This is a genomic window from Microbacterium pseudoresistens (assembly GCF_013409745.1).
Classification (GTDB): domain Bacteria; phylum Actinomycetota; class Actinomycetes; order Actinomycetales; family Microbacteriaceae; genus Microbacterium; species Microbacterium pseudoresistens.
In genome coordinates this window covers 605,252-622,840 of record NZ_JACCBH010000001.1, presented here as the reverse complement: position 1 = coordinate 622,840, position 17,589 = coordinate 605,252, and the positions used below count along the sequence as shown (strand labels likewise).

Sequence of the window (17,589 nt, the reverse complement as noted above, 5' to 3'; positions counted from 1 at the left end):
CTTCCGGCGACGACGCGCCGGCGCCGTCGCTGCTCCGACTCTACGCGCGTACCGCGTCCACGCGTGGGGGACGAGCCGTGGCCCTGTGGATCGGCGGATGTCGCGCTCAGCGGTCGAGCGAGGCGAACCGTTCGATGTCGCTGTTGGTGCCCGAGACGATGATGAGGTCGTGATTGGTGACGACCGTCGCGGCCTCGGCGTAGCGGAACGGCTTGCCGGGACTCTTCACGCCCACGACCGTCACGTTGTACTTGGTGCGCACCCCCGACTCGTTCAGGCCTACGCCGCGGATGAACTTGGGCGGGTACATCTTGGCGAGCACGAAGTCGTCGTCGAAGCGGATGAAGTCCAGCATCCGTCCGCTCACGAGGTGCGCGACGCGCTCCCCGGCCTCGCGCTCGGGGTAGATCACGTGGTTCGCGCCCACGCGCGCGAGGATCTTGCCGTGCGACTGCGTCACGGCCTTCGCCCAGATCTGCGGGATCTTCAGATCGACGAGGTTGGCCGTGATGAGCACCGATGCCTCGATGAGCGATCCCACCGCCACCACGGCGACCTGGAAGTCCTGCGCGCCGATCTGACGCAGCGCGTCGATGTCGCGCGCGTCGGCCTGCACGGCGTGCGTGACGCGATCCGACCACTTCTGCACGAGCTCGAGGTTGTCGTCGACGGCGAGCACCTCGCGGTCGAGCCGGTCGAGCTCGCCGGCGCAGGCGGCGCCGAACCGGCCGAGTCCGATCACCAGGACGGGCGCATCGCTGCGCAGCACTTCAACCAACGATCGGCCTTTCCACAGGCAGCGAGTACAGCTGCGTTCGGGATGTCGCGGCCACCGCCGCGGCGAGTGTCACTGTACCAACGCGGCCCATGAAGATCGCGGCGGCCATGATGTAGACCGCAGGGTCGGGCAGAGACTCGGTGACGCCCGTCGACAGCCCCACCGTGCCGAAGGCCGAGATCACGTCGAAGAGCACGTCGATCACCGGCGCCTTGGTGATCTGCTCGATCGCGACGGTCGCGACGGCGACGATGGTCGCGCCCCACGCCACGACGCTCAGCGCCACGCGCTGCACGTCGCTGGGGATGCGGCGGCCGAAGGCCTGGACGGAGGGGCGGCCCTTCGCCTCCGAGAACACGGCGAGGGCGAGCACGGCGAGCGTGGTCACCTTGATGCCGCCGGCGGTCGATGCCGACCCGCCGCCGACGAACATGAGCATGCAGGCCACGAGTTGCGACGAGCCGTTGAGGTCGGAGGCCGGCACGACCGAGAAGCCCCCGGATCGCGTCATGGCAGAGAGGAAGAAGGCCTGGAACGTCGTGTCGCCGGCATCCATCGAGCCGAACGTGCGCGGATTGTCGAACTCCAGGAGCAGGAACACCGCGGCGCCGAGCACGAACAGCAGCACGGTCGTGATGAGGGTCAGCTTGCTGTGCAGAGACCACGCCTTCACATGCCAGACGTGCTTGGCGAGGCTGTAGATGACGGGGAAGCCGATGCTGCCCAGGAACACCCCCGCCATGAGGATGATGAGCACGAGGTAGTCGTCGGCGAAGGGCAGCACACCGCCGGGGTTCGGGGTGAACCCGGTGTTGGTGAACGACATCGCCGCGTAGAAGGGCGCCTCCCAGAGGGCGACGAGCGGATCGACCTCGGCCATCACCAGCGACGGATACAGCAGCAGCATGAGGGCGACTTCGATCACGAACGCCGAGACGGCGACCGTGCGCAGCATCTGCCCGACCTCGCCCAGCCGCACCGTCTGGCCCTCGTTGACGACGCCGCCGTGCGCGCGCAGCGGGTTGCTGTCGCCGGCGGCGATGAGCTTGGCGCGCAGGCCCAGCCGCTTGGAGATGACAAGGCCCAGCACCGAGGCGAGGGTGAGCACGCCGAGCCCGCCGATGTTCACGCCGATGAAGATCACGACCATGCCGAACGGCGACCAGTGCGTGGCCATGTCGACCACGCTCAGTCCGGTCACGCAGATCGTGGAGACGGCGGTGAACAGCGCGTCGGCGAGCGGCGTGACGGTGTGGTCGCGGCTGGCCAGCGGCAGTGAGAGCAGCGCCGTGAACAGCAGGATGAGTCCGGAGAAGACGACGATCGCGAAGCGCGAGGGGGAGGAGGTGGGGAACTCCTTGCCGAAGCGGACGATGTCGCGCGCGGTGTCGCCGAACGACCGCGAACTCCGCGTGCGCGCCATGGACTCGTCCCTCCACCGCCCCGCCCGCGCGGAGCCCTCGTCATGGTACTCCGCTCCGGTCGCGGCTACCCTTATGCCATGACCGACATCTTCGACGTGATCGCGGACGGCACCCGGCGGGAGATCCTCCAGCTCCTGCTCCAGCGATCGGCCGATGAGGATGCGGGCACGGCCGTGTCGCAGATCGTGAGCGAACTGGGCATCAGCCAGCCCACCGTGTCCAAGCACCTGAAGGTGCTGCGCGATGCCGAGCTCGTGACCGTCCGCGAAGACGGCCAGCGCCGGCTGTACAGCCTCGCGGTGGGTCCGCTCGAGCAGGTCGACGACTGGCTCGTGCCCTTCCTCGTCGACGCCTACGGCGACTCCGCGCCCGACCTGGTGACGGTGTCCGTGCTGCCCGACGGCGCCGCGCACGCGGCCGAGGTCGTCGGCCGCGCCGCGGCATCCGCCAAGCACGCGGTGCAGAGCGCCCTCAAGCGCCTGGGCGCTTAGCGCACGGGCCCCAGCGGCTCGTCAGCGCCGTCCCGCCCTGCGACGGAACAGCCAGCCGCCCCACACGACGGCGAACACGAGGATCACGGCGCACCAGCCCAGCGCGAACCACGGCTCGGTGCCGAGCGGGGTGCCCATCAGGAATCCGCGGATGGTCTCGACGATGGGCGTGATCGGCTGGTGCGCGGCGACCGGCTGCAGCCAGACGGGCATGCTCTCCACGGGGACGAAGGCGCTGGACAGGTACGGCAGGAAGAGCAGGATGAACCCGTACCCGTTGGCGCCCTCGGGGCTGCCCGCGGCGAGGCCGATGGCGGCGAACAGATATGTCAGGGCGAGGATGTACAGGGCGATCAGCGCCCCGGTGGCGACCCAGCCGGCCAGATCCGCCGAGGGTCGGAATCCCACGAGCACGCCGACGCCGACGACGATCGCGGTGGCGACGAGATTGCGCAGCAGGCTCGCCACGACGTGCCCGGTGAGCACGGCGCTCGAGCGCACCGGCATGGTGCGGAAGCGATCGATGATGCCGCCCTGCATATCGCCGGCGACATACACCGCCGTGGAGGAGGCCCCGAAACCCGCGCAGGTGAGGATGATGCCGGGTACGACGTAGTCGACGTACGCGCCCGAGGGATCGATCGCCCCGCCGAACACCCACGTGAACATCAGCATGAGCATCACGGGGAGCATCACGGCCATGAGCAGCGACTCCCCGTCGCGCAGGGACTGACGAAGGCTGCGTTCGACGAAGACCGACTCGGCGGTGATGCCCCTCAGCCGGGGCCGGACGGGTGCCGGTGCGGGGCGGGTGGCGGGCGCGGTGCTCATGCGATCTCCTCCAGTGCGGGGCGGGCAGCGAGCTGGGCGCCCGCCGGGGTGGGCGAGGTGAGGCTGAGGAAGACGTCGTCGAGCGAGGGCCTGCGCAGGGTGACGACACCGTCGGCGTCGCGTTCGTCGAGGACATCGAGCGCCTGGCGCAGGCCCGAGACGGATCCGTCGGTGGGGATGGCCTGCAGCAGCTCGCCGTCGGCGTCGTGCAGCTCTACCGTGTCGCCGCCGATGCGCGCCTTGAGGGCAGCGGTGGTGCCTCGGGCGACGATGCGGCCCTCGTGCAGCACGGCGATCCGATCGGCGAGCTGGTCGGCCTCCTCCAGGTACTGCGTGGTGAGGAACACCGTCGTGCCCGCGGCGGCGAGAGTGCGGATGATGTCCCACAGCGCGCGGCGGCTGCGGGTGTCCAGACCCGTGGTCGGCTCGTCGAGGAACAGCACCTCGGGGGCGATCACGAGGCTGAGGGCGAGGTCGAGGCGCCGCCGCATGCCGCCCGAGAAGGTGCGTACCAGACGCCCCGCGGACTCGACGAGGTCGAACCGCGCGATCAGCTCGGTGGCGCACCGGGCTGCGGCCGTGCGCCCCATGCCGGCGAGACGGGCGAACATGATCACGTTCTCGGTGGCGGTGAGCCCCTCGTCGACGGCCGCCGCCTGTCCGGTGAGGGTGATCCGGCGGCGCACCTCATCCGGCTGGGTGCGCGCATCGAAGCCCGCGACCCTGACCGTGCCCGCATCGGGGGAGATGAGGGTCGTGAGGATGTTGATGACGGTGGTCTTGCCCGCCCCATTGGGGCCGAGCAGCGCGAAGACCTCGCCCTTCTCGACGTCGAGGTCCACCTGGTCGAGGACGAGGTGGCGGCCGAAGGACTTGCGCAGTCCTTCGACGTGCACGGCGGATGTCGTCATGGGATCCCTTTCGTGAAGCTCCGTCGGTGAAGCGAGACTCTGTGCGGCTGAACTGTGTACGGCTATAACAACTGTGTATGACAATAACATACTGTTTATCTAATACACGCGTCTAGGATGAAGGGATGAGCGCAGTCGAGAACGACGAGCTGCCCGAGCTGCCCCGTGGCATCGCGTTGGCGTGGGGTGTGGCAGCCAATCCGCAGCGCGGACCCAAGCGTGAGATGAGCGTCGAGCGGATCGTCGACGCCGCGGTCGAGCTGGCCGACGCCGAGGGCATCGGCGCGGTGTCCATGGCCGCCGTCGCCGCGCGGCTCGGGTACACGCCGATGTCGCTGTACCGCTACGTCACGGCGAAGGACGACCTGCTGCTGCTCATGCAGGAGGAGGCGACCGGTGTTCCGCCCGACGAGCATCGCGAACACGAAGGGTGGCGCGCGAAGCTCGGGGTGCTGTTCGAGGCGCAGGTGCAGGTGTTCCTGCGCCATCCGTGGATCCTGTCGCTTCCCATCACCGGATCCCCCATCACGCCGAACAGCTCGGCGTGGATCGACGCCGGTCTGGAGGCGCTGAGCGACACACCGCTCACCGACGAGGAGCGGCTCGCGGTCGCCTTGGCCGTCACGGGCGAGGCGCGGTGGTACGGCATGGTGCTCGCAGGCTACGACGAGCAGGCGCGAACGTCGGGCCTGTCTCCGCAGGAGGTGTCCGAGCGCGAGGCTGCGCTCTTCGACCGGGTCATCACGGCCGATGAGTTCCCGGCGCTGCGCCGTGCCATCGAGGCGGGCGTCTTCACCGCCACGGGCGATCCCTTCCGCTTTGCGCTCGAGCGCATCTTCGACGGCGTCGCGCTCTACATCGACGCTCTCGATCGCGGCGACGCGCGCGACATGGCACCCGAATGGGTGGGATTGGATGCCGCCGAGGCGGGCGGTGACAAGCGCTATCGGGAGGCGCAGAAGGCCGTGCGAGAGGCGGAGAAGGCGCTGCGTCTGGCGCGCAAGGCCGAGCGCCAGGCGCACAGGGAGGCTCTCGAACGGCTGGCGAAGACCGGACGGGCCAGCCGAGCCGCGGCCGAGTGAGCGTATCTCACAGCAGTCACACCGGTTTACACGCGTCGCAGAGAACCTCTACAGTGGGGTGATCGATACGCGGCGCATCGGGCGCGGCGTGCTCGTGGGGCCGAGAAGGGTATGGGGATGCCGGAGATGCCGGATGTGCGTTTTCTGACGGTGGCCGAGGTCGCCGAGATCATGCGCGTGTCGAAGATGACCGTGTACCGACTGGTGCACGCCGGCGAGCTGCCCGCGATCCGCTTCGGCCGCAGCTACCGCGTTCCCGAGTCCGCGGTGACAGAGGCGCTCGAGCGCCCCATCGCCGACGTCGGCTGACGCCTGCCCGAACAATGCCCCTGCGGGCATGGGGTAAACTGCTCTGAGGCATTTTCCGTGCCCGATCCCGGGTGCCGCGACGAGACGGCGCCCAGCCCCTGACTTAGTGAGGTTTCCGTGGGTTCTGTCATCAAGAAGCGCCGCAAGCGCATGGCGAAGAAGAAGCACCGCAAGCTGCTTCGCAAGACTCGCCACCAGCGCCGCAACAAGAAGTAAGCGGCGGAAGTCACCGAGCGCCCCCGACCGTCCGCGGTCGCCGGGGCGCTTCGTGCTGCCGGGCGCCTTTCGCCGACGGGCGTCGTGAGAGGATCGTGACATGAAGTCGATCACCGCCGCTCAGTTGGCCGAGCGTCACGGAGCGCCGCTCATCGATGTGCGCGAGCCGCACGAGTTCGCCGGAGGTCATGTGCCCGGTGCCGTGAACATACCGATGCGCGAGGTGCTGGATCGGATCGACGAGCTGCCGGACGGAGAGTTCGCCGTGATCTGCGAGCTCGGCGGTCGATCCGCGCGGGTCGTGCAGGCGCTGGAGGCGCGCGGCTACGACGCGGCCAACGTCGAAGGCGGCACCGCCGAATGGGTCGCCCAGGGGCGCGCCGTCGAGACGCCCGCGTCGCCGCAGACGCCGTGATCGCGCTCACGCTCATCGGCAAGCCCGAGTGCCACCTGTGCGAGGTGGCCTCGGACGTCGTGGACGCGGTGATCGCGGATCTGCCGGATGCGCTGGCCGAAGACATCGAGATCACCGAGCTCTCGATCCTCGACGACCCCGATCTGCACGCGCAGTGGTGGGAGAAGATCCCCGTGGTGCTGATCGACGGCGAGCTGCACGCGCATTGGCGCGTCTCGCCCGACCGGTTGCGCAGCGCGCTGGGCGAAAGGGCCGGGGCGGAGATCGCACAGCGCGCGACGACACAGGACCAGAAGACGCAGAAGGGTGCGCGATGACGCTGAGGCACGTGGTGATGTGGCGGATGGCCGCCGACGAGGCGGAGGAGCGCGCCGAGCACGCGCGCGAGGGCGCACGTCTGCTGACGGCGCTGGATGGTGTCGTCCCCGAGATCCGTGCACTGTCGGTGGGCCCGAACTCCGAGTACCCGGATGCCAACTGGGACCTCGTGCTCATCGTCGACGTCGACGATGTCGACGCCCTCGAGCGCTATCAGGTGCATCCCGAGCACGAGAAGGTCGTCGCGTACATGCGCTCCGTGGTCTCGACACGCGCTGCCGTCGACATCCGGATCTGAGCACGGGATCCGGTCACCCAGGGATCGTGATCGGTCCGCAATGCGCGCAGCCTCGGCGGGACGCCCGCGGCATGCCATGATGAATCCACAACCCGTGAGGCGCGCGATCCACCCGACCGCGCACCGTCCTTCGTCAATGGAGACCGTCATGACCCGTCGCCCCTCTCTCGTTCTCGGCCTCGCCTTCGCGGCGACCGCCGCTCTCGCCCTCTCCGGATGTGCCGGAGACACCGGCTCCGGTTCCGGGTCCGGCGATGCCACGGCCGGCGACGACTACGGTCTCGTCGAGGCCGGCACCCTCACGGTCTGCTCCGAGGTGCCCTATCCGCCCTTCGAGATGGAGGGCGGCGACAACGGCAGCGGTTACACCGGCTTCGACATCGACCTCACCGCGGCGATCGCCGACAAGCTCGGCCTGAAGCTCGCCGTGCAGGATGTCAGCTTCGACGGCCTGCAGTCGGGGACCACGCTCATCGCCGGCACGTGCGACATGGGTGCATCCGCCATGACGATCACCGAGGAGCGCAAGGCCAACATCGACTTCTCCGACCCGTACTACGACTCGCTGCAGTCGCTGCTGACCAGCGTCGACTCGGGTATCAAGGGGATCGGCGACCTCGCCGGCAAGAACGTCGGCGTGCAGCAAGGCACGACAGGCGAGAGCTACGCCACCGAGAACGCCAAGGGCGCCACCCTCGTGCAGTACCCGGGCGACGCCGAGCTGTGGCCGGCGCTGCAGGCCGGCCAGATCGTCGCGATCCTGCAGGACCAGCCGGTGAACGTCGAGCACGAGAAGGCCGACTCCAACTACAAGATCGTCGAGGAGTACAACACCGACGAGCAGTACGGCTTCGCCTTCGCCAAGGGCGAGAAGGACGCTCTGCGCGAGGCGGTCAACAAGGCGCTCGAGGAGCTGCGCGACAGCGGGGACTACCAGAAGATCTACGACACCTACTTCTCGGCGAAGTAGTCGCGCGGGCGAACGGGATCCGCGGCGATGGCGCTGAAACGGAGAACCAGAAGCAGGCTGTACCGCTTCTCGATGTATGGGCTGTTCGTCCTGCTCGTCATCCTCATCGCGGTCTTCACCGACTGGGCGAAGATCAGCAAGCAGTTCTTCAACCTCGAGGTGGCTGCCAAGCTCTTCCCCGACATCATCCTCGTGGCGTTGCGCAACACGATCCTGTTCACGCTGATCGCCTTCGCCGGCGGTCTGCTGCTGGGCATCGTGTTCGCGCTGATGAAGCTGTCGATCATCGCGCCCTTCCGGTGGTTCGCGACCGCATGGATCGAGTTGTTCCGCGGGCTGCCCGCGCTGCTGACGATCTTCGCGATGGCGTTCATCCTGCCCATCGCCTTCGGGATCAAACCGCCGGGCGGCCCCGTTGGTGCGGGGCTGATCGGGCTCATCCTGGTGGCGTCGGCGTACATGGCCGAGGTCATCCGGGCCGGTATCCAGGCCGTGCCCAAGGGGCAGACCGAAGCGTCGCGGTCGCTGGGCATGTCGCCGATGAAGACGATGTTCTGGATCGTGCTGCCGCAGGGCTTCCGCATCATCATCCCGCCGCTCACCAACGAGTTCGTCCTGCTGCTGAAGGACACCTCGCTGCTGTTCATCGCGGGCACCTTCATCTGGTCGAAGGAGCTCACCAGCTTCGCGCGCGACGCCAACACCATGTACGCCAACGCGACGCCGCTCATCATGGCGGCGATCCTCTATCTGGTCGTCACGATCCCGCTCACGCGCTTCACCGCGTGGCTCGAGCGCAGAATGGCGAGGGAACGATGAGCGCCGATCTGATCGACATCCAGGCTCCGGCCATCCAGACGCGGGGGCTCGTGAAGAGCTTCGGCGACAACGAGGTGCTCTCGGGCATCGACCTCACCGTGCAGGCGGGCGAGGTCGTGTGCATCATCGGCCCCTCGGGATCGGGCAAGTCCACGCTGCTGCGGTCGGTGAACCTGCTCGAGGAGCCCACCGGCGGATCCATCCTCATCGAGGGGATCGACATCACCGATCCGGAGACCGACATCGACCGGGTGCGCACCCGCATCGGGATGGTGTTCCAGAGCTTCAACCTCTTTCCGCACATGACGGTGCTCGGCAACCTCGCCATCGCCCAGCGGCGCGTGAAGAAGCGTCCGAAGGGCGAGGCCGAGCGCGTCGCGCGCGAGATGCTCGACCGGGTGGGACTGGCGGAGAAGGCCGACGCCTACCCGAGCCATCTCTCCGGCGGTCAGCAGCAGCGCGTGGCCATCGCTCGGGCGCTGTGCATGAATCCCGACATGATGCTCTTCGACGAGCCGACCTCGGCGCTCGACCCCGAACTGGTCGGTGAGGTGCTGCAGGTGATGCGCTCGCTCGCCGACGAGGGGATGACGATGCTCGTCGTCACTCACGAGATGGGCTTCGCGCGTGAGGTGGGATCACGCCTCATCTTCATGGACGGCGGGAACATCGTCGAGGAGGGCGACCCGCACGAGGTGCTCTCGAACCCGCAGCATCAGCGCACGAAGGACTTCCTGTCCCGCGTGCTCTGACGGCGCTCCGGATGCGACCGGGCCCCGGCGGGTGCCCGGTCGCATCTCGGTGAGCTCCGGCGAAGGCCGGCGCGCGCTCAGTCGTCGACTTCGACGACCTCGGCATCCGCAGCGTTGCGACGCACCGAGTCGATCCCGTTGAGCGCGCCCGACTTCGAGGCGTACCCCTGGCCCGTCGCGACGATCTCTCCGTTGGCGGCCTTCAGCCGGAAGCGGTAGTCGCCGCCCTTGTCCTGGTAGAGCTCGAACTTTCCTGCCATCGTCATTCCTCCTGTTCGGTGCGGTCAGATGCGATCCGTCTACGGTTCACGCTAGCGAGCACGGGCTCGGGTGCGGAAGGGCGATTTCGCAGCCGGCGCGCATTGCGTGAAGCTTGCCCGGAAAGCAGGTCCACGCGCCCTATGCTGGGCGCACCGGCACGACCACAGGAAAGCGAGCCGCGATGCCCCCTTGGCTGCTCCGGATCGACGTCGTCGACGGCCCGTTCCCCTCCATCGTGTGGGGCGTCACCGCGCTCCTGGTCCTCGTGCTTCTCCTCCGTCGCCCGACCTCCCGGTGGATGCTGCGCGCGGCCATCGGCATCCTCGCGGGCGCGCTGATCGGGGTGGTGCTCGTGACGGTGGTCGATGCCACACAGGCGTTCGGCGGGACGACGCCGCGCGGCACGGTGTGGTGGATCGCCGCCGGCTTCGCCGCGCTGGGGCTGGCCATCGTGAGCTTGTGGGACTCGCGGGCATGGCGCAAGATCGTCGCGATCGTCACGGTCATCCTGGTGCTCATCTCCACCTTCCTCGGCGTGAACGCGTTGTTCGGCATCGACCGCACGCTGGGCTCGCTGTTCGGTATCTCCTCACTGCAGGAGGCCGATGACCTGCCGGGGCCGAATCCGTCGATCAGCCCGACCGGGCCGCTGTACGCGTCGTGGACGCCGCCGTCGGACCTGCCCGCGAAGGGACAGGTGCGCCAGCTCAGCGGCACGCACGCCATCCCGTCGTCGGCGGGCTTCGTCGCGCGCGACGCGTCGGTCTATCTGCCCCCGGCCGCCCTCGTCGCCGAGCCGCCGGCGCTGCCGGTGGTCGTGTTCATGATGGGCAAGCCGGGAAACCCCGACCCCTCCTTCGTGCAGGATGCGCTCGACGGCCTCGCGGCGAAGAACAAGGGCCTCGCCCCGATCGTCATCGTCGCCGACCAGCTCGGCAACCCCGACGCCAACCCCGCGTGCGTCGACTCGAAGACCTACGGCGGCGTCTCGACGTACTTCAACACCGACATCCCGGCCTTCATCTCCGCGAACCTCCCCGTCGTCTCCGACCACGCGCAGTGGACGATCGGCGGCTACTCCAACGGCGGCGCCTGCGCTCTGGTATGGGCGGGTAAGCACCCCGAGATCTGGGGGAACATCATCAGCATCTCGGGCGAGGAGTTCCCCGGTTCGGAGGAGCAGGACACCGTGCTGAGAGAGGTGTTCGGAGGGGATTCCGCATCCTATGCGGCGGCGAAGCCGGATGCGGTGCTGGCGGCGGGCAAGGGCCGTTACGACTCCCACGTCGCGGTGTTCACGGTGGGCGAGAACGACCCGGCCTACATCCCCGGGGCCAGGAGCAGCGCGAAGCTCGCCCAGGCCGCCGGATTCACGACGACCTTCCAGATCATCGCCGGCGCCGACCACGTGGTCACGGCGCTCAACGGCGGGCTGCCCTTCGCCTTCGGCGTTCTGTACCCGCGGCTCGGCCTGTCCGCGCCGGCCGGGTGACGCCCGGTAACATCGCGACGAGCCACAGATCTTCCGACGAAAGGCACTCATGAGCGACGACGCCGGCACGGCGAACAGGATCGCCCCCGCCACGGAGGCCGCGTCGCCGCGCCGGACGTCGGCCGTCGGGCGATACCTGCGCGAGCATCCGTTCACCGTGCTGCTCGCGCTCGTGCTGCTGGGCACCGGCATCGGCTTCGGCACGCTGTGGGGGCGATTCCCGCTGTCGCTCGCGGCCGGCCCCGCGGGGACCGTGGATTCCGGGTGGTGGTGGACGCTGCTGACGGCGCTGCTCGTGCCGGACTCCGCCATCGAGGCGGTGCTGACGATCGCGCTGGTGCTTACGGCCATGGCCTACGCGGAGCGTCTGCTGGGCACGATCCGGGCGGTCATCGTGTTCTTCGTCGCGGGCGTGCTCGGGTTCGCTGCGGGCATCGGCGTCGAGATGCTCCTCGCTCAGGCGGGGTCGTGGTGGGGGCTCGAGCTCAACGTCGAACTCGCACTCGATCCGGCGGTGGGCGTCGTCGGCGTGATCATGGCGGGCAGCGCACTGGCCCCGGCGCTGTTCCGTCGGCGCATCCGCATCATCGGATTCGCCCTGCTGCTCATGTTCGCCCTCTACGCGGGCGACTCCGACAGCCTGTACCGGGTGTTCTCCGCGGTGATCGGCCTGCTGACGGGCATGGTCATCGCACGTGGCGTTCCTCGCGGGGCATGGCGGCGCAGCTCGTACGCGGAGACGCGCACGATCGTCGCCGCGATGGTCGCCGTCACGGGGCTCGGACCGCTGATCGTGCTGATCTCGGGGGTGGGCAGAGGTCCCCTCGCCCTCGCCGTGACCGGGTTCCGCGGCGTCGACGTCGACGCGGTGCTGCAGCGCTGCACCGACGACTTCTCGGAACGGTGCACGGCCGACGTCGGGCTCGCGCTCACGGCCGGTCCCGGCCCGTTCCTGCTCAGCCTCGTTCCGCTCGTGCTCAGCCTCATCGCGGCGTGGGGGCTGCGCACGGGACGCCGCGCCGCGTGGATGCTGGGCATCGTCGTGAACGTCGTCGTGGCGATCCTCACCGCCGTCGCCCTGGGCACGGTCGGCCTGCTCGACGAGGCGACACGGGACATCGTCGATCCCGAGTTCGCCGTCACCTCGGTCGTGGCGGTGCTCGTCCCCGTCGCGATGATCGTGCTCCTGCTCATCACGCGGCACCGGTTCCAGGTGCGCGCGCCCCGGCCGGCGGCCCGCCGGTTCGCGCTCACCGTGTTCGGCGCGTTCCTCGTGCTTGGTGCTGCGTACGCGGTGACCGCCTTCGCCTCGGCGGGCGGGTTCCTGCTGCCGGTGACGCCGGGCGACATCCTCGCCGACACGGTGCGCCGCTTCGTGCCCTCCGGGCTGCTGCAGGCGGTGCCCGCCCGCGTCGTGCCGATCGAGGGGCTCGCCCTCCTCGCGCACCAGTGGGTGGGCGTGATCTTCTGGATCGTCTTCATCCTCGCCCTGCTGCTGCTGTACCGGGCGACGGCGTCGGCGCGCGACGCCGAGGGCGAGGCGCGGTTCCGTGCGCTGCTGAAGTCCGGCGGCGGTGGCACGCTGGGGTTCATGGGCACCTGGCCCGGCAATGACTACTGGTTCGCCGACGACGGCACCGGCGCGGTCGCCTACCGCGTGATCAACGGCATCGCACTGACGATGTCGGATCCGGTCGCCGACGACGCGCACGCCGAATCCACCATCCGCGGGTTCGTGGACTTCTGCGACAGTCAGGGGTGGAGTCCCGTCTTCTACAGCGCGCACGAGAGATTCCTGCCCGTCTTCGAGTCGTTCGGCTGGCAGCACATGTCGGTGGGCGAGGAGACCGTCGTCCCGCTGGAGCACTTCGAACTGACGGGCAAACCGTGGGCGAAGGTGCGCCAGGCCTACAACAAGGGCGAGCGCGAGGGGCTGACCACGCTGTGGTCGAGCTGGGCCGACCTGCCCGCATCCACGGCGGCGGAGATCACGGCCCTCAGCGAGCAGTGGGTCGCCGAGAAGGAGCTGCCCGAGATGGGCTTCACGCTCGGCGGCATGGAGGAGCTGAAGGATCCCGACGTCGCGCTCTACCTCGCGTTCGGCCCCGACGGCCGGCTGCAGGCCATCACGAGCTGGCTGCCGGCCTGGCGCGACGGCAGGATCGTCGCCTGGACGATCGACTTCATGCGCCGCGGCGACGAGTCGATGTCGGGCGTCATGGAGTACGTCATCGCCTCCGCCGCGTTCCGGATGAAGGAGGCAGGGGTCGAGGCGTTCAGCCTGTCGGGCGCTCCGCTGGCGGAGAAGCCGCTGGCCGACGGCGCCGAGGCGCCCGAACCCACCGTCATGACGCGCCTGCTCGGCTGGCTGGCGAACGCGCTCGAGCCCGCCTACGGCTTCTCGTCGCTGTTCAAGTTCAAGAGCAAGTTCAACCCGGAGTACCACACCATCTACATGGCGTACGCGGACCCCGCACAGCTGCCCGCGATCGGGCTCGCGATCGGCAAGGCCTACCTGCCGGAGGTCTCGCCGAAGGAGTACCTGGCGTTGGCGAAGACGCTCACTCAGTAGCTCGCTCCATCCCGCCTCCATCATCCAGGTTCGGGGCAGGTTCTCGCGTTCGGGGCGTACATCACCCGCCCCGAACGCGAGTATCCGCCCCAGACCAGAGGGTGGCCGGGATGCGCGGCGCCGGTCAGTGGGCGGGGACGGAGAGCTTGAAGCCGCGGTGCGAGCCGACGTATCCCAGCCGCTCGTAGAAGCGATGCGCGTCGACGCGGGCGGCATCCGAGGTCAACTGCACCATCTGCGCATCCAGTGCGGGGGCGGCGACGTCTGACACCCAGCGCATCATGGCCGAGCCGATGCCGTCCGAACGCAGATCGGTGCGCACGCGCACAGCCTCCACGAGCACGCGCGTGGCGCCGCGCCGTGAGACGCCGGGGATGCGGGTGAGCTGGAACATGCCGATGACGGCCCCCTCGCGCTCGACGACGAGCTGATCGTTGCCGTCGGCCGTGAGCACCTCGGCCAAGCCGCGCTCGTACCGCTCGCGATCGACGTCGGACGCGACATCGCCGCGAGCGGCGCTGATCGGGTCGTCGGCGAGCAGGGTGATGATCGCGTCGGCGTCGTCCACCGTCGCCCGGCGCAGAAGAACTGATCCCGTGCGGACAGTGAGCGTCACCGGGAGCTGAAGATCGGCGAGCATGTTTTCCCTCCGGCGGCGATCACGCCTCGTCGTCGGCGACGAAGTCGACGCCGGCCTCCGCGCGCTGCGCGTCCGTGATCGGCGCCGGAGCGCTGGTCAGCGGATCGAAGCCGTTGCCGGTCTTCGGGAACGCGATGACCTCGCGGATCGACTCGGTCTTGGTCAGATGCTGCAGTACGCGATCCATGCCCAGCGCGATCCCGCCGTGCGGCGGGGCGCCGAACGTGAAGGCGTCGAGGAGGAAGCCGAACTGCTCCTGCGCGACCTCGTCGGAGATGCCCATGACCTCGAAGACACGCTTCTGGATGTCTTCGCGATGGATGCGGATCGACCCGCCGCCGAGCTCCGAGCCGTTGCAGACGATGTCATACGCGTAGGCGAGGGCCGACCCGGGGTCGGTGTCGAAGGTGTCCTCGAACTCCGGCTTCGGGCCGGTGAACGCGTGGTGCACGGCCGTCCAGGCGCCGGCGCCCACGGCGACGTCGCCGGAGGCCACGGCATCCGCCGCCGGCTCGAACATCGGGGCATCCACGACCCAGGTGAACGCGAACGTGTCGGGGTCGAGCAGGCCCAGGCGACGCCCGATCTCGACGCGTGCCGCACCGAGCAGGGCGCGCGAGTCCTTGGCGGAACCAGCCGCGAAGAAGACGCAGTCGCCCGGCTCTGCGCCGGTGAGGGCGGTGAGACCTGCCTGCTCGCTCTCGGACAGGTTCTTGGCGACCGGTCCGCCGAGGGTGCCGTCCTCCTGGAACAGCACGTAGGCGAGCCCGCGCGCGCCGCGCTGCTTGGCCCAGTCCTGCCACGCATCCAGCTGCTTGCGCGGCTGCGAGGCTCCGCCCGGCATCCGCACCGCACCGACGTACTCTGCCTGGAACACGCGGAACGTCGTCTCCGAGAAGTACTCCGTCGCCTCGACGAGCTCGAGGCCGAAGCGCAGGTCGGGCTTCTCGGAGCCGTACTTCGCCATCGCGTCGGCGTAAGTGATGCGCGGAATCGGCGTCTGCACGTCGACGTCGATCGTCTTCCACATCGCGACGACGAGCGACTCCATCATCTCGATGACGTCCTCCTGGTCGACGAAGCTCATCTCGATGTCGAGCTGGGTGAACTCCGGCTGACGGTCGGCACGGAAGTCCTCGTCGCGATACGAGCGGGCGAACTGGTAGTACTTCTCGATGCCGCCGACCATGAGCAGCTGCTTGAACAGCTGCGGGCTCTGCGGCAGTGCGTACCAGCTGCCGGGATGCAGACGCGCCGGCACGACGAAGTCGCGGGCGCCCTCCGGGGTCGAACGCGTGAGCGTCGGCGTCTCGACCTCGACGAACTCGCGACGGTCGAGCTCGTCGCGGATCGCCTTGTAGACCTTGGAGCGCAGGCGAAGAGCGGATGCCGCGGCCGGGCGGCGCAGGTCGAGATAGCGGTACTTGAACCGCACGTCCTCGCCGACGGCCTCGCCATCGCCGAGCCCGGTGGAGACCTGGAAAGGCAGGGGAGCGGACTCGTTCAGCACCTCGACGTCGGTTGCGATGACCTCGATGTCGCCGGTGGGCAGGTTCGGGTTCGCATTGCCCTCGGGGCGCTGCGAGACCTCGCCGGTCACCTTCAGCACGAACTCGCTGCGCAGCGGATGCGCCACCTCCTCGTCGCGGATGACGACCTGGGCGATACCAGACGCATCCCGCAGATCGATGAAGGCGACTCCTCCGTGATCACGACGACGATCGACCCAGCCCGTGAGGGTGACGGTCTGACCGATGTTCTCGGCTCGCAACGAGCCTGCCGTGTGGGTGCGAAGCACGGAAGAGTCCTTCTGATCGGGGAAAAGGGGTATCCGCCCATTCTACGGTGGCGCCGGCGCCGAACCCGCGGGGGGAGCGATCGGTAGACTCGATGCTCCCGGCGTCATGCCGGTCGGACTCCTGGAGGAAACGATGCTTCCCGCCTCGCTGCACGCTCTCGTCCCCTCGGCCACCGGCGGCGACACCGTGATCAACGACGCCGTCTCCGCGATCTTCACAGGCACGAGCTCGCTGATCATGCTGGCGATCTACGTGCTCACCGTGATCGCGATGTGGCGGGTGTTCTCGAAGGCGGGCTACCCCGGGATCCTCGCGATCATCCCGATCGTGAACGCGATCTTCCTCATCAAGATCGCCGGGATGTCCGGGTGGTGGGTGCTGCTCTACCTGATCCCGTTCGTGAACATCGTCTTCGCGATCATCGTCGCCGTGAAGCTCGGAGACCGATTCGGCAAGGGCGGTGCCTTCTCGTTCTTCCTGCTGTGGCTGATCCCGATCATCGGATACTTCATCATCGGCTTCGGCAGCGCGAAGTACCGCAGGGCCTGACCCGTGCCGGCGGAACGGCTGCACCTCGTCCGGCACGGCGAGGTCGACAACCCCACCCGCGTGCTCTACGGACGCCTCCCGGGTTTCCATCTGAGCGAGGCGGGGCGGGCGATGGCCCAGTCCGCGGCCGATCACATCGCGCGCCTCGGCCGACCCGTGGTCGCCGTGCGGTGCTCGCCGCTGGAGCGCACCATCGAATCCGCCGAGCCGTTCGCCCGCGCGTACGGGCTGGATCCGCGGCGCGACGAGCGGCTGATCGAGCCGGCCAACGTCTTCGAGGGCACGCAGATGCGCCGCGCGTTGCGCAACCCGGCGAACTGGCGGCACCTGCGGCGGCCTTCGCTGCCCAGCTGGGGAGAGCCGTACGCATCCATCGTCGCGAGGATGCACGCCGCCATGGACGAGGCCTGGGATGCGATCGATGGCGGCGACGTCGTGTTCGTCTCGCATCAGGCGCCGATCTGGATCACGCATCTCGCCGTGGCCGGACGCCCGCTGCGGCATGATCCGCGCACGCGCCGCTGCGCGCTGTCGAGCATCACCTCGTTCGCGCGCGACGCCGATGGCTGGCGCGAGGTCGACTACGCCGAGCCCGCCGCCGCCGGCGTGGATCTCGGCGCCGTGTAGCGGCCGCTCCGGCGCCGTCGAGTGCACGGCATCCC

Annotated in this window: 21 protein-coding genes; 14 read left to right on the top strand and 7 right to left on the bottom strand. The window is 68.9% G+C overall.

Annotated elements, in window-relative coordinates; translation table 11 throughout:
* Window positions 1-106: 106 nt before the first annotated feature.
* Both BKA02_RS03025 and BKA02_RS03020 read right to left on the bottom strand, forming a co-directional pair.
* The gene (locus tag BKA02_RS03025; RefSeq protein ID WP_179431185.1) at window positions 107-778 is read right to left on the bottom strand and encodes a potassium channel family protein; all 672 of its coding nucleotides are present in this window, start codon (window positions 776-778) and stop codon (window positions 107-109) included.
* The gene (locus tag BKA02_RS03020; protein ID WP_179431183.1) at window positions 771-2,201 is read right to left on the bottom strand and encodes a TrkH family potassium uptake protein; all 1,431 of its coding nucleotides are present in this window, start codon (window positions 2,199-2,201) and stop codon (window positions 771-773) included. The genes BKA02_RS03025 and BKA02_RS03020 overlap by 8 nt, the downstream gene beginning before the upstream one ends.
* Window positions 2,202-2,279: 78 nt before the next feature.
* Here BKA02_RS03020 and BKA02_RS03015 point away from each other — a divergent pair, with 78 nt between their 5' ends.
* Window positions 2,280-2,693, top strand: a complete 414-nt coding sequence (locus BKA02_RS03015; protein ID WP_179431181.1) for an ArsR/SmtB family transcription factor — start codon at window positions 2,280-2,282, stop codon at window positions 2,691-2,693.
* 21 nt (window positions 2,694-2,714) lie between these two features.
* Here BKA02_RS03015 and BKA02_RS03010 read toward each other — a convergent pair whose 3' ends face one another.
* Both BKA02_RS03010 and BKA02_RS03005 read right to left on the bottom strand, forming a co-directional pair.
* Window positions 2,715-3,524, bottom strand: coding sequence for an ABC transporter permease (locus tag BKA02_RS03010; RefSeq protein ID WP_179431179.1), 810 nt, complete (start codon window positions 3,522-3,524; stop codon window positions 2,715-2,717).
* Window positions 3,521-4,435 carry an ATP-binding cassette domain-containing protein gene (locus tag BKA02_RS03005; protein ID WP_179431177.1) on the bottom strand — a complete coding sequence of 305 codons (915 nt, stop codon included), beginning with the start codon at window positions 4,433-4,435 and terminating at the stop codon, window positions 3,521-3,523. Before BKA02_RS03005 ends, BKA02_RS03010 begins: the two co-directional genes overlap by 4 nt.
* A 125-nt stretch (window positions 4,436-4,560) precedes the next feature.
* On the opposite strand from BKA02_RS03005, the gene BKA02_RS03000 reads away from it, so the two are divergent.
* From BKA02_RS03000 to BKA02_RS02960, 9 genes are all read left to right on the top strand, one after another.
* Window positions 4,561-5,517: a TetR/AcrR family transcriptional regulator gene (locus BKA02_RS03000; RefSeq protein WP_179431175.1), complete on the top strand. Its 957-nt coding sequence runs from the start codon at window positions 4,561-4,563 to the stop codon at window positions 5,515-5,517.
* A 117-nt stretch (window positions 5,518-5,634) separates the two neighbouring features.
* A complete protein-coding gene (locus BKA02_RS02995; protein ID WP_179431173.1) occupies window positions 5,635-5,826 on the top strand; it encodes a helix-turn-helix domain-containing protein in 192 nt (63 codons plus the stop codon).
* 117 nt (window positions 5,827-5,943) lie between these two features.
* Window positions 5,944-6,042, top strand: coding sequence for a 30S ribosomal protein bS22 (locus tag BKA02_RS02990; protein WP_003792170.1), 99 nt, complete (start codon window positions 5,944-5,946; stop codon window positions 6,040-6,042).
* A 100-nt stretch (window positions 6,043-6,142) separates the two neighbouring features.
* Window positions 6,143-6,457 (top strand): rhodanese-like domain-containing protein, encoded by a 315-nt coding sequence (locus BKA02_RS02985; protein ID WP_179431171.1) that lies wholly within the window; start codon window positions 6,143-6,145, stop codon window positions 6,455-6,457.
* Window positions 6,454-6,774, top strand: a complete 321-nt coding sequence (locus tag BKA02_RS02980; protein ID WP_179431169.1) for a glutaredoxin family protein — start codon at window positions 6,454-6,456, stop codon at window positions 6,772-6,774. The genes BKA02_RS02985 and BKA02_RS02980 overlap by 4 nt, the downstream gene beginning before the upstream one ends.
* The gene (locus BKA02_RS02975) at window positions 6,771-7,073 is read left to right on the top strand and encodes a Dabb family protein (RefSeq protein WP_179431167.1); all 303 of its coding nucleotides are present in this window, start codon (window positions 6,771-6,773) and stop codon (window positions 7,071-7,073) included. Before BKA02_RS02980 ends, BKA02_RS02975 begins: the two co-directional genes overlap by 4 nt.
* A gap of 148 nt (window positions 7,074-7,221) precedes the next feature.
* On the top strand, window positions 7,222-8,043 hold the full coding sequence (locus tag BKA02_RS02970) for a transporter substrate-binding domain-containing protein (RefSeq protein ID WP_179431165.1): 822 nt from the start codon (window positions 7,222-7,224) through the stop codon (window positions 8,041-8,043).
* 72 nt (window positions 8,044-8,115) lie between these two features.
* The gene (locus tag BKA02_RS02965) at window positions 8,116-8,862 is read left to right on the top strand and encodes an amino acid ABC transporter permease (RefSeq protein WP_343045326.1); all 747 of its coding nucleotides are present in this window, start codon (window positions 8,116-8,118) and stop codon (window positions 8,860-8,862) included.
* Window positions 8,859-9,614, top strand: coding sequence for an amino acid ABC transporter ATP-binding protein (locus BKA02_RS02960; protein ID WP_179431161.1), 756 nt, complete (start codon window positions 8,859-8,861; stop codon window positions 9,612-9,614). Before BKA02_RS02965 ends, BKA02_RS02960 begins: the two co-directional genes overlap by 4 nt.
* A 77-nt stretch (window positions 9,615-9,691) precedes the next feature.
* Here the strand turns inward: BKA02_RS02960 and BKA02_RS02955 are convergent, their stop codons facing one another.
* A complete protein-coding gene (locus tag BKA02_RS02955; protein ID WP_179431159.1) occupies window positions 9,692-9,874 on the bottom strand; it encodes a YegP family protein in 183 nt (60 codons plus the stop codon).
* A 182-nt stretch (window positions 9,875-10,056) separates the two neighbouring features.
* Between BKA02_RS02955 and BKA02_RS02950 the strand changes: the two genes are divergently transcribed.
* Window positions 10,057-11,367, top strand: a complete 1,311-nt coding sequence (locus BKA02_RS02950; protein ID WP_179431157.1) for an alpha/beta hydrolase — start codon at window positions 10,057-10,059, stop codon at window positions 11,365-11,367.
* Between the two features lie 49 nt (window positions 11,368-11,416).
* Entirely contained in the window at window positions 11,417-13,939 is a 2,523-nt protein-coding gene (locus BKA02_RS02945) for a bifunctional lysylphosphatidylglycerol flippase/synthetase MprF (RefSeq protein WP_179431155.1), read from the top strand.
* Window positions 13,940-14,063: 124 nt separating this feature from the next.
* On the opposite strand, the gene BKA02_RS02940 is transcribed toward BKA02_RS02945, so the two are convergent.
* Both BKA02_RS02940 and aspS read right to left on the bottom strand, forming a co-directional pair.
* Window positions 14,064-14,579, bottom strand: a complete 516-nt coding sequence (locus tag BKA02_RS02940; protein ID WP_179431153.1) for a GNAT family N-acetyltransferase — start codon at window positions 14,577-14,579, stop codon at window positions 14,064-14,066.
* Window positions 14,580-14,598: 19 nt separating this feature from the next.
* Window positions 14,599-16,377: an aspartate--tRNA ligase gene (gene aspS / locus BKA02_RS02935; protein ID WP_179431151.1), complete on the bottom strand. Its 1,779-nt coding sequence runs from the start codon at window positions 16,375-16,377 to the stop codon at window positions 14,599-14,601.
* 106 nt (window positions 16,378-16,483) lie between these two features.
* On the opposite strand from aspS, the gene BKA02_RS02930 reads away from it, so the two are divergent.
* Together BKA02_RS02930 and BKA02_RS02925 are read left to right on the top strand one after the other, a co-directional pair.
* Window positions 16,484-16,927 (top strand): DUF5684 domain-containing protein, encoded by a 444-nt coding sequence (locus BKA02_RS02930; protein WP_246285961.1) that lies wholly within the window; start codon window positions 16,484-16,486, stop codon window positions 16,925-16,927.
* A gap of 3 nt (window positions 16,928-16,930) precedes the next feature.
* Window positions 16,931-17,554: a histidine phosphatase family protein gene (locus BKA02_RS02925; protein ID WP_179431149.1), complete on the top strand. Its 624-nt coding sequence runs from the start codon at window positions 16,931-16,933 to the stop codon at window positions 17,552-17,554.
* The last annotated feature ends 35 nt before the right edge of the window (window positions 17,555-17,589 follow it).

Bases quoted from the DNA above. Each gene is read 5' to 3' on its own strand.
- BKA02_RS03020 (WP_179431183.1), bottom strand. From the start codon at position 2,201: ATGGCGCGCACGCGGAGTTCGCGGTCGTTCGGCGACACCGCGCGCGAC.
- BKA02_RS03015 (WP_179431181.1), top strand. From the start codon at position 2,280: ATGACCGACATCTTCGACGTGATCGCGGACGGCACCCGGCGGGAGATC.
- BKA02_RS03010 (WP_179431179.1), bottom strand. From the start codon at position 3,524: ATGAGCACCGCGCCCGCCACCCGCCCCGCACCGGCACCCGTCCGGCCC.
- BKA02_RS03005 (WP_179431177.1), bottom strand. From the start codon at position 4,435: ATGACGACATCCGCCGTGCACGTCGAAGGACTGCGCAAGTCCTTCGGC.
- BKA02_RS03000 (WP_179431175.1), top strand. From the start codon at position 4,561: ATGAGCGCAGTCGAGAACGACGAGCTGCCCGAGCTGCCCCGTGGCATC.
- BKA02_RS02995 (WP_179431173.1), top strand. From the start codon at position 5,635: ATGCCGGAGATGCCGGATGTGCGTTTTCTGACGGTGGCCGAGGTCGCC.
- BKA02_RS02985 (WP_179431171.1), top strand. From the start codon at position 6,143: ATGAAGTCGATCACCGCCGCTCAGTTGGCCGAGCGTCACGGAGCGCCG.
- BKA02_RS02975 (WP_179431167.1), top strand. From the start codon at position 6,771: ATGACGCTGAGGCACGTGGTGATGTGGCGGATGGCCGCCGACGAGGCG.
- BKA02_RS02970 (WP_179431165.1), top strand. From the start codon at position 7,222: ATGACCCGTCGCCCCTCTCTCGTTCTCGGCCTCGCCTTCGCGGCGACC.
- BKA02_RS02965 (WP_343045326.1), top strand. From the start codon at position 8,116: ATGTATGGGCTGTTCGTCCTGCTCGTCATCCTCATCGCGGTCTTCACC.
- BKA02_RS02960 (WP_179431161.1), top strand. From the start codon at position 8,859: ATGAGCGCCGATCTGATCGACATCCAGGCTCCGGCCATCCAGACGCGG.
- BKA02_RS02955 (WP_179431159.1), bottom strand. From the start codon at position 9,874: ATGGCAGGAAAGTTCGAGCTCTACCAGGACAAGGGCGGCGACTACCGC.
- BKA02_RS02950 (WP_179431157.1), top strand. From the start codon at position 10,057: ATGCCCCCTTGGCTGCTCCGGATCGACGTCGTCGACGGCCCGTTCCCC.
- BKA02_RS02945 (WP_179431155.1), top strand. From the start codon at position 11,417: ATGAGCGACGACGCCGGCACGGCGAACAGGATCGCCCCCGCCACGGAG.
- BKA02_RS02940 (WP_179431153.1), bottom strand. From the start codon at position 14,579: ATGCTCGCCGATCTTCAGCTCCCGGTGACGCTCACTGTCCGCACGGGA.
- BKA02_RS02930 (WP_246285961.1), top strand. From the start codon at position 16,484: ATGCCGGTCGGACTCCTGGAGGAAACGATGCTTCCCGCCTCGCTGCAC.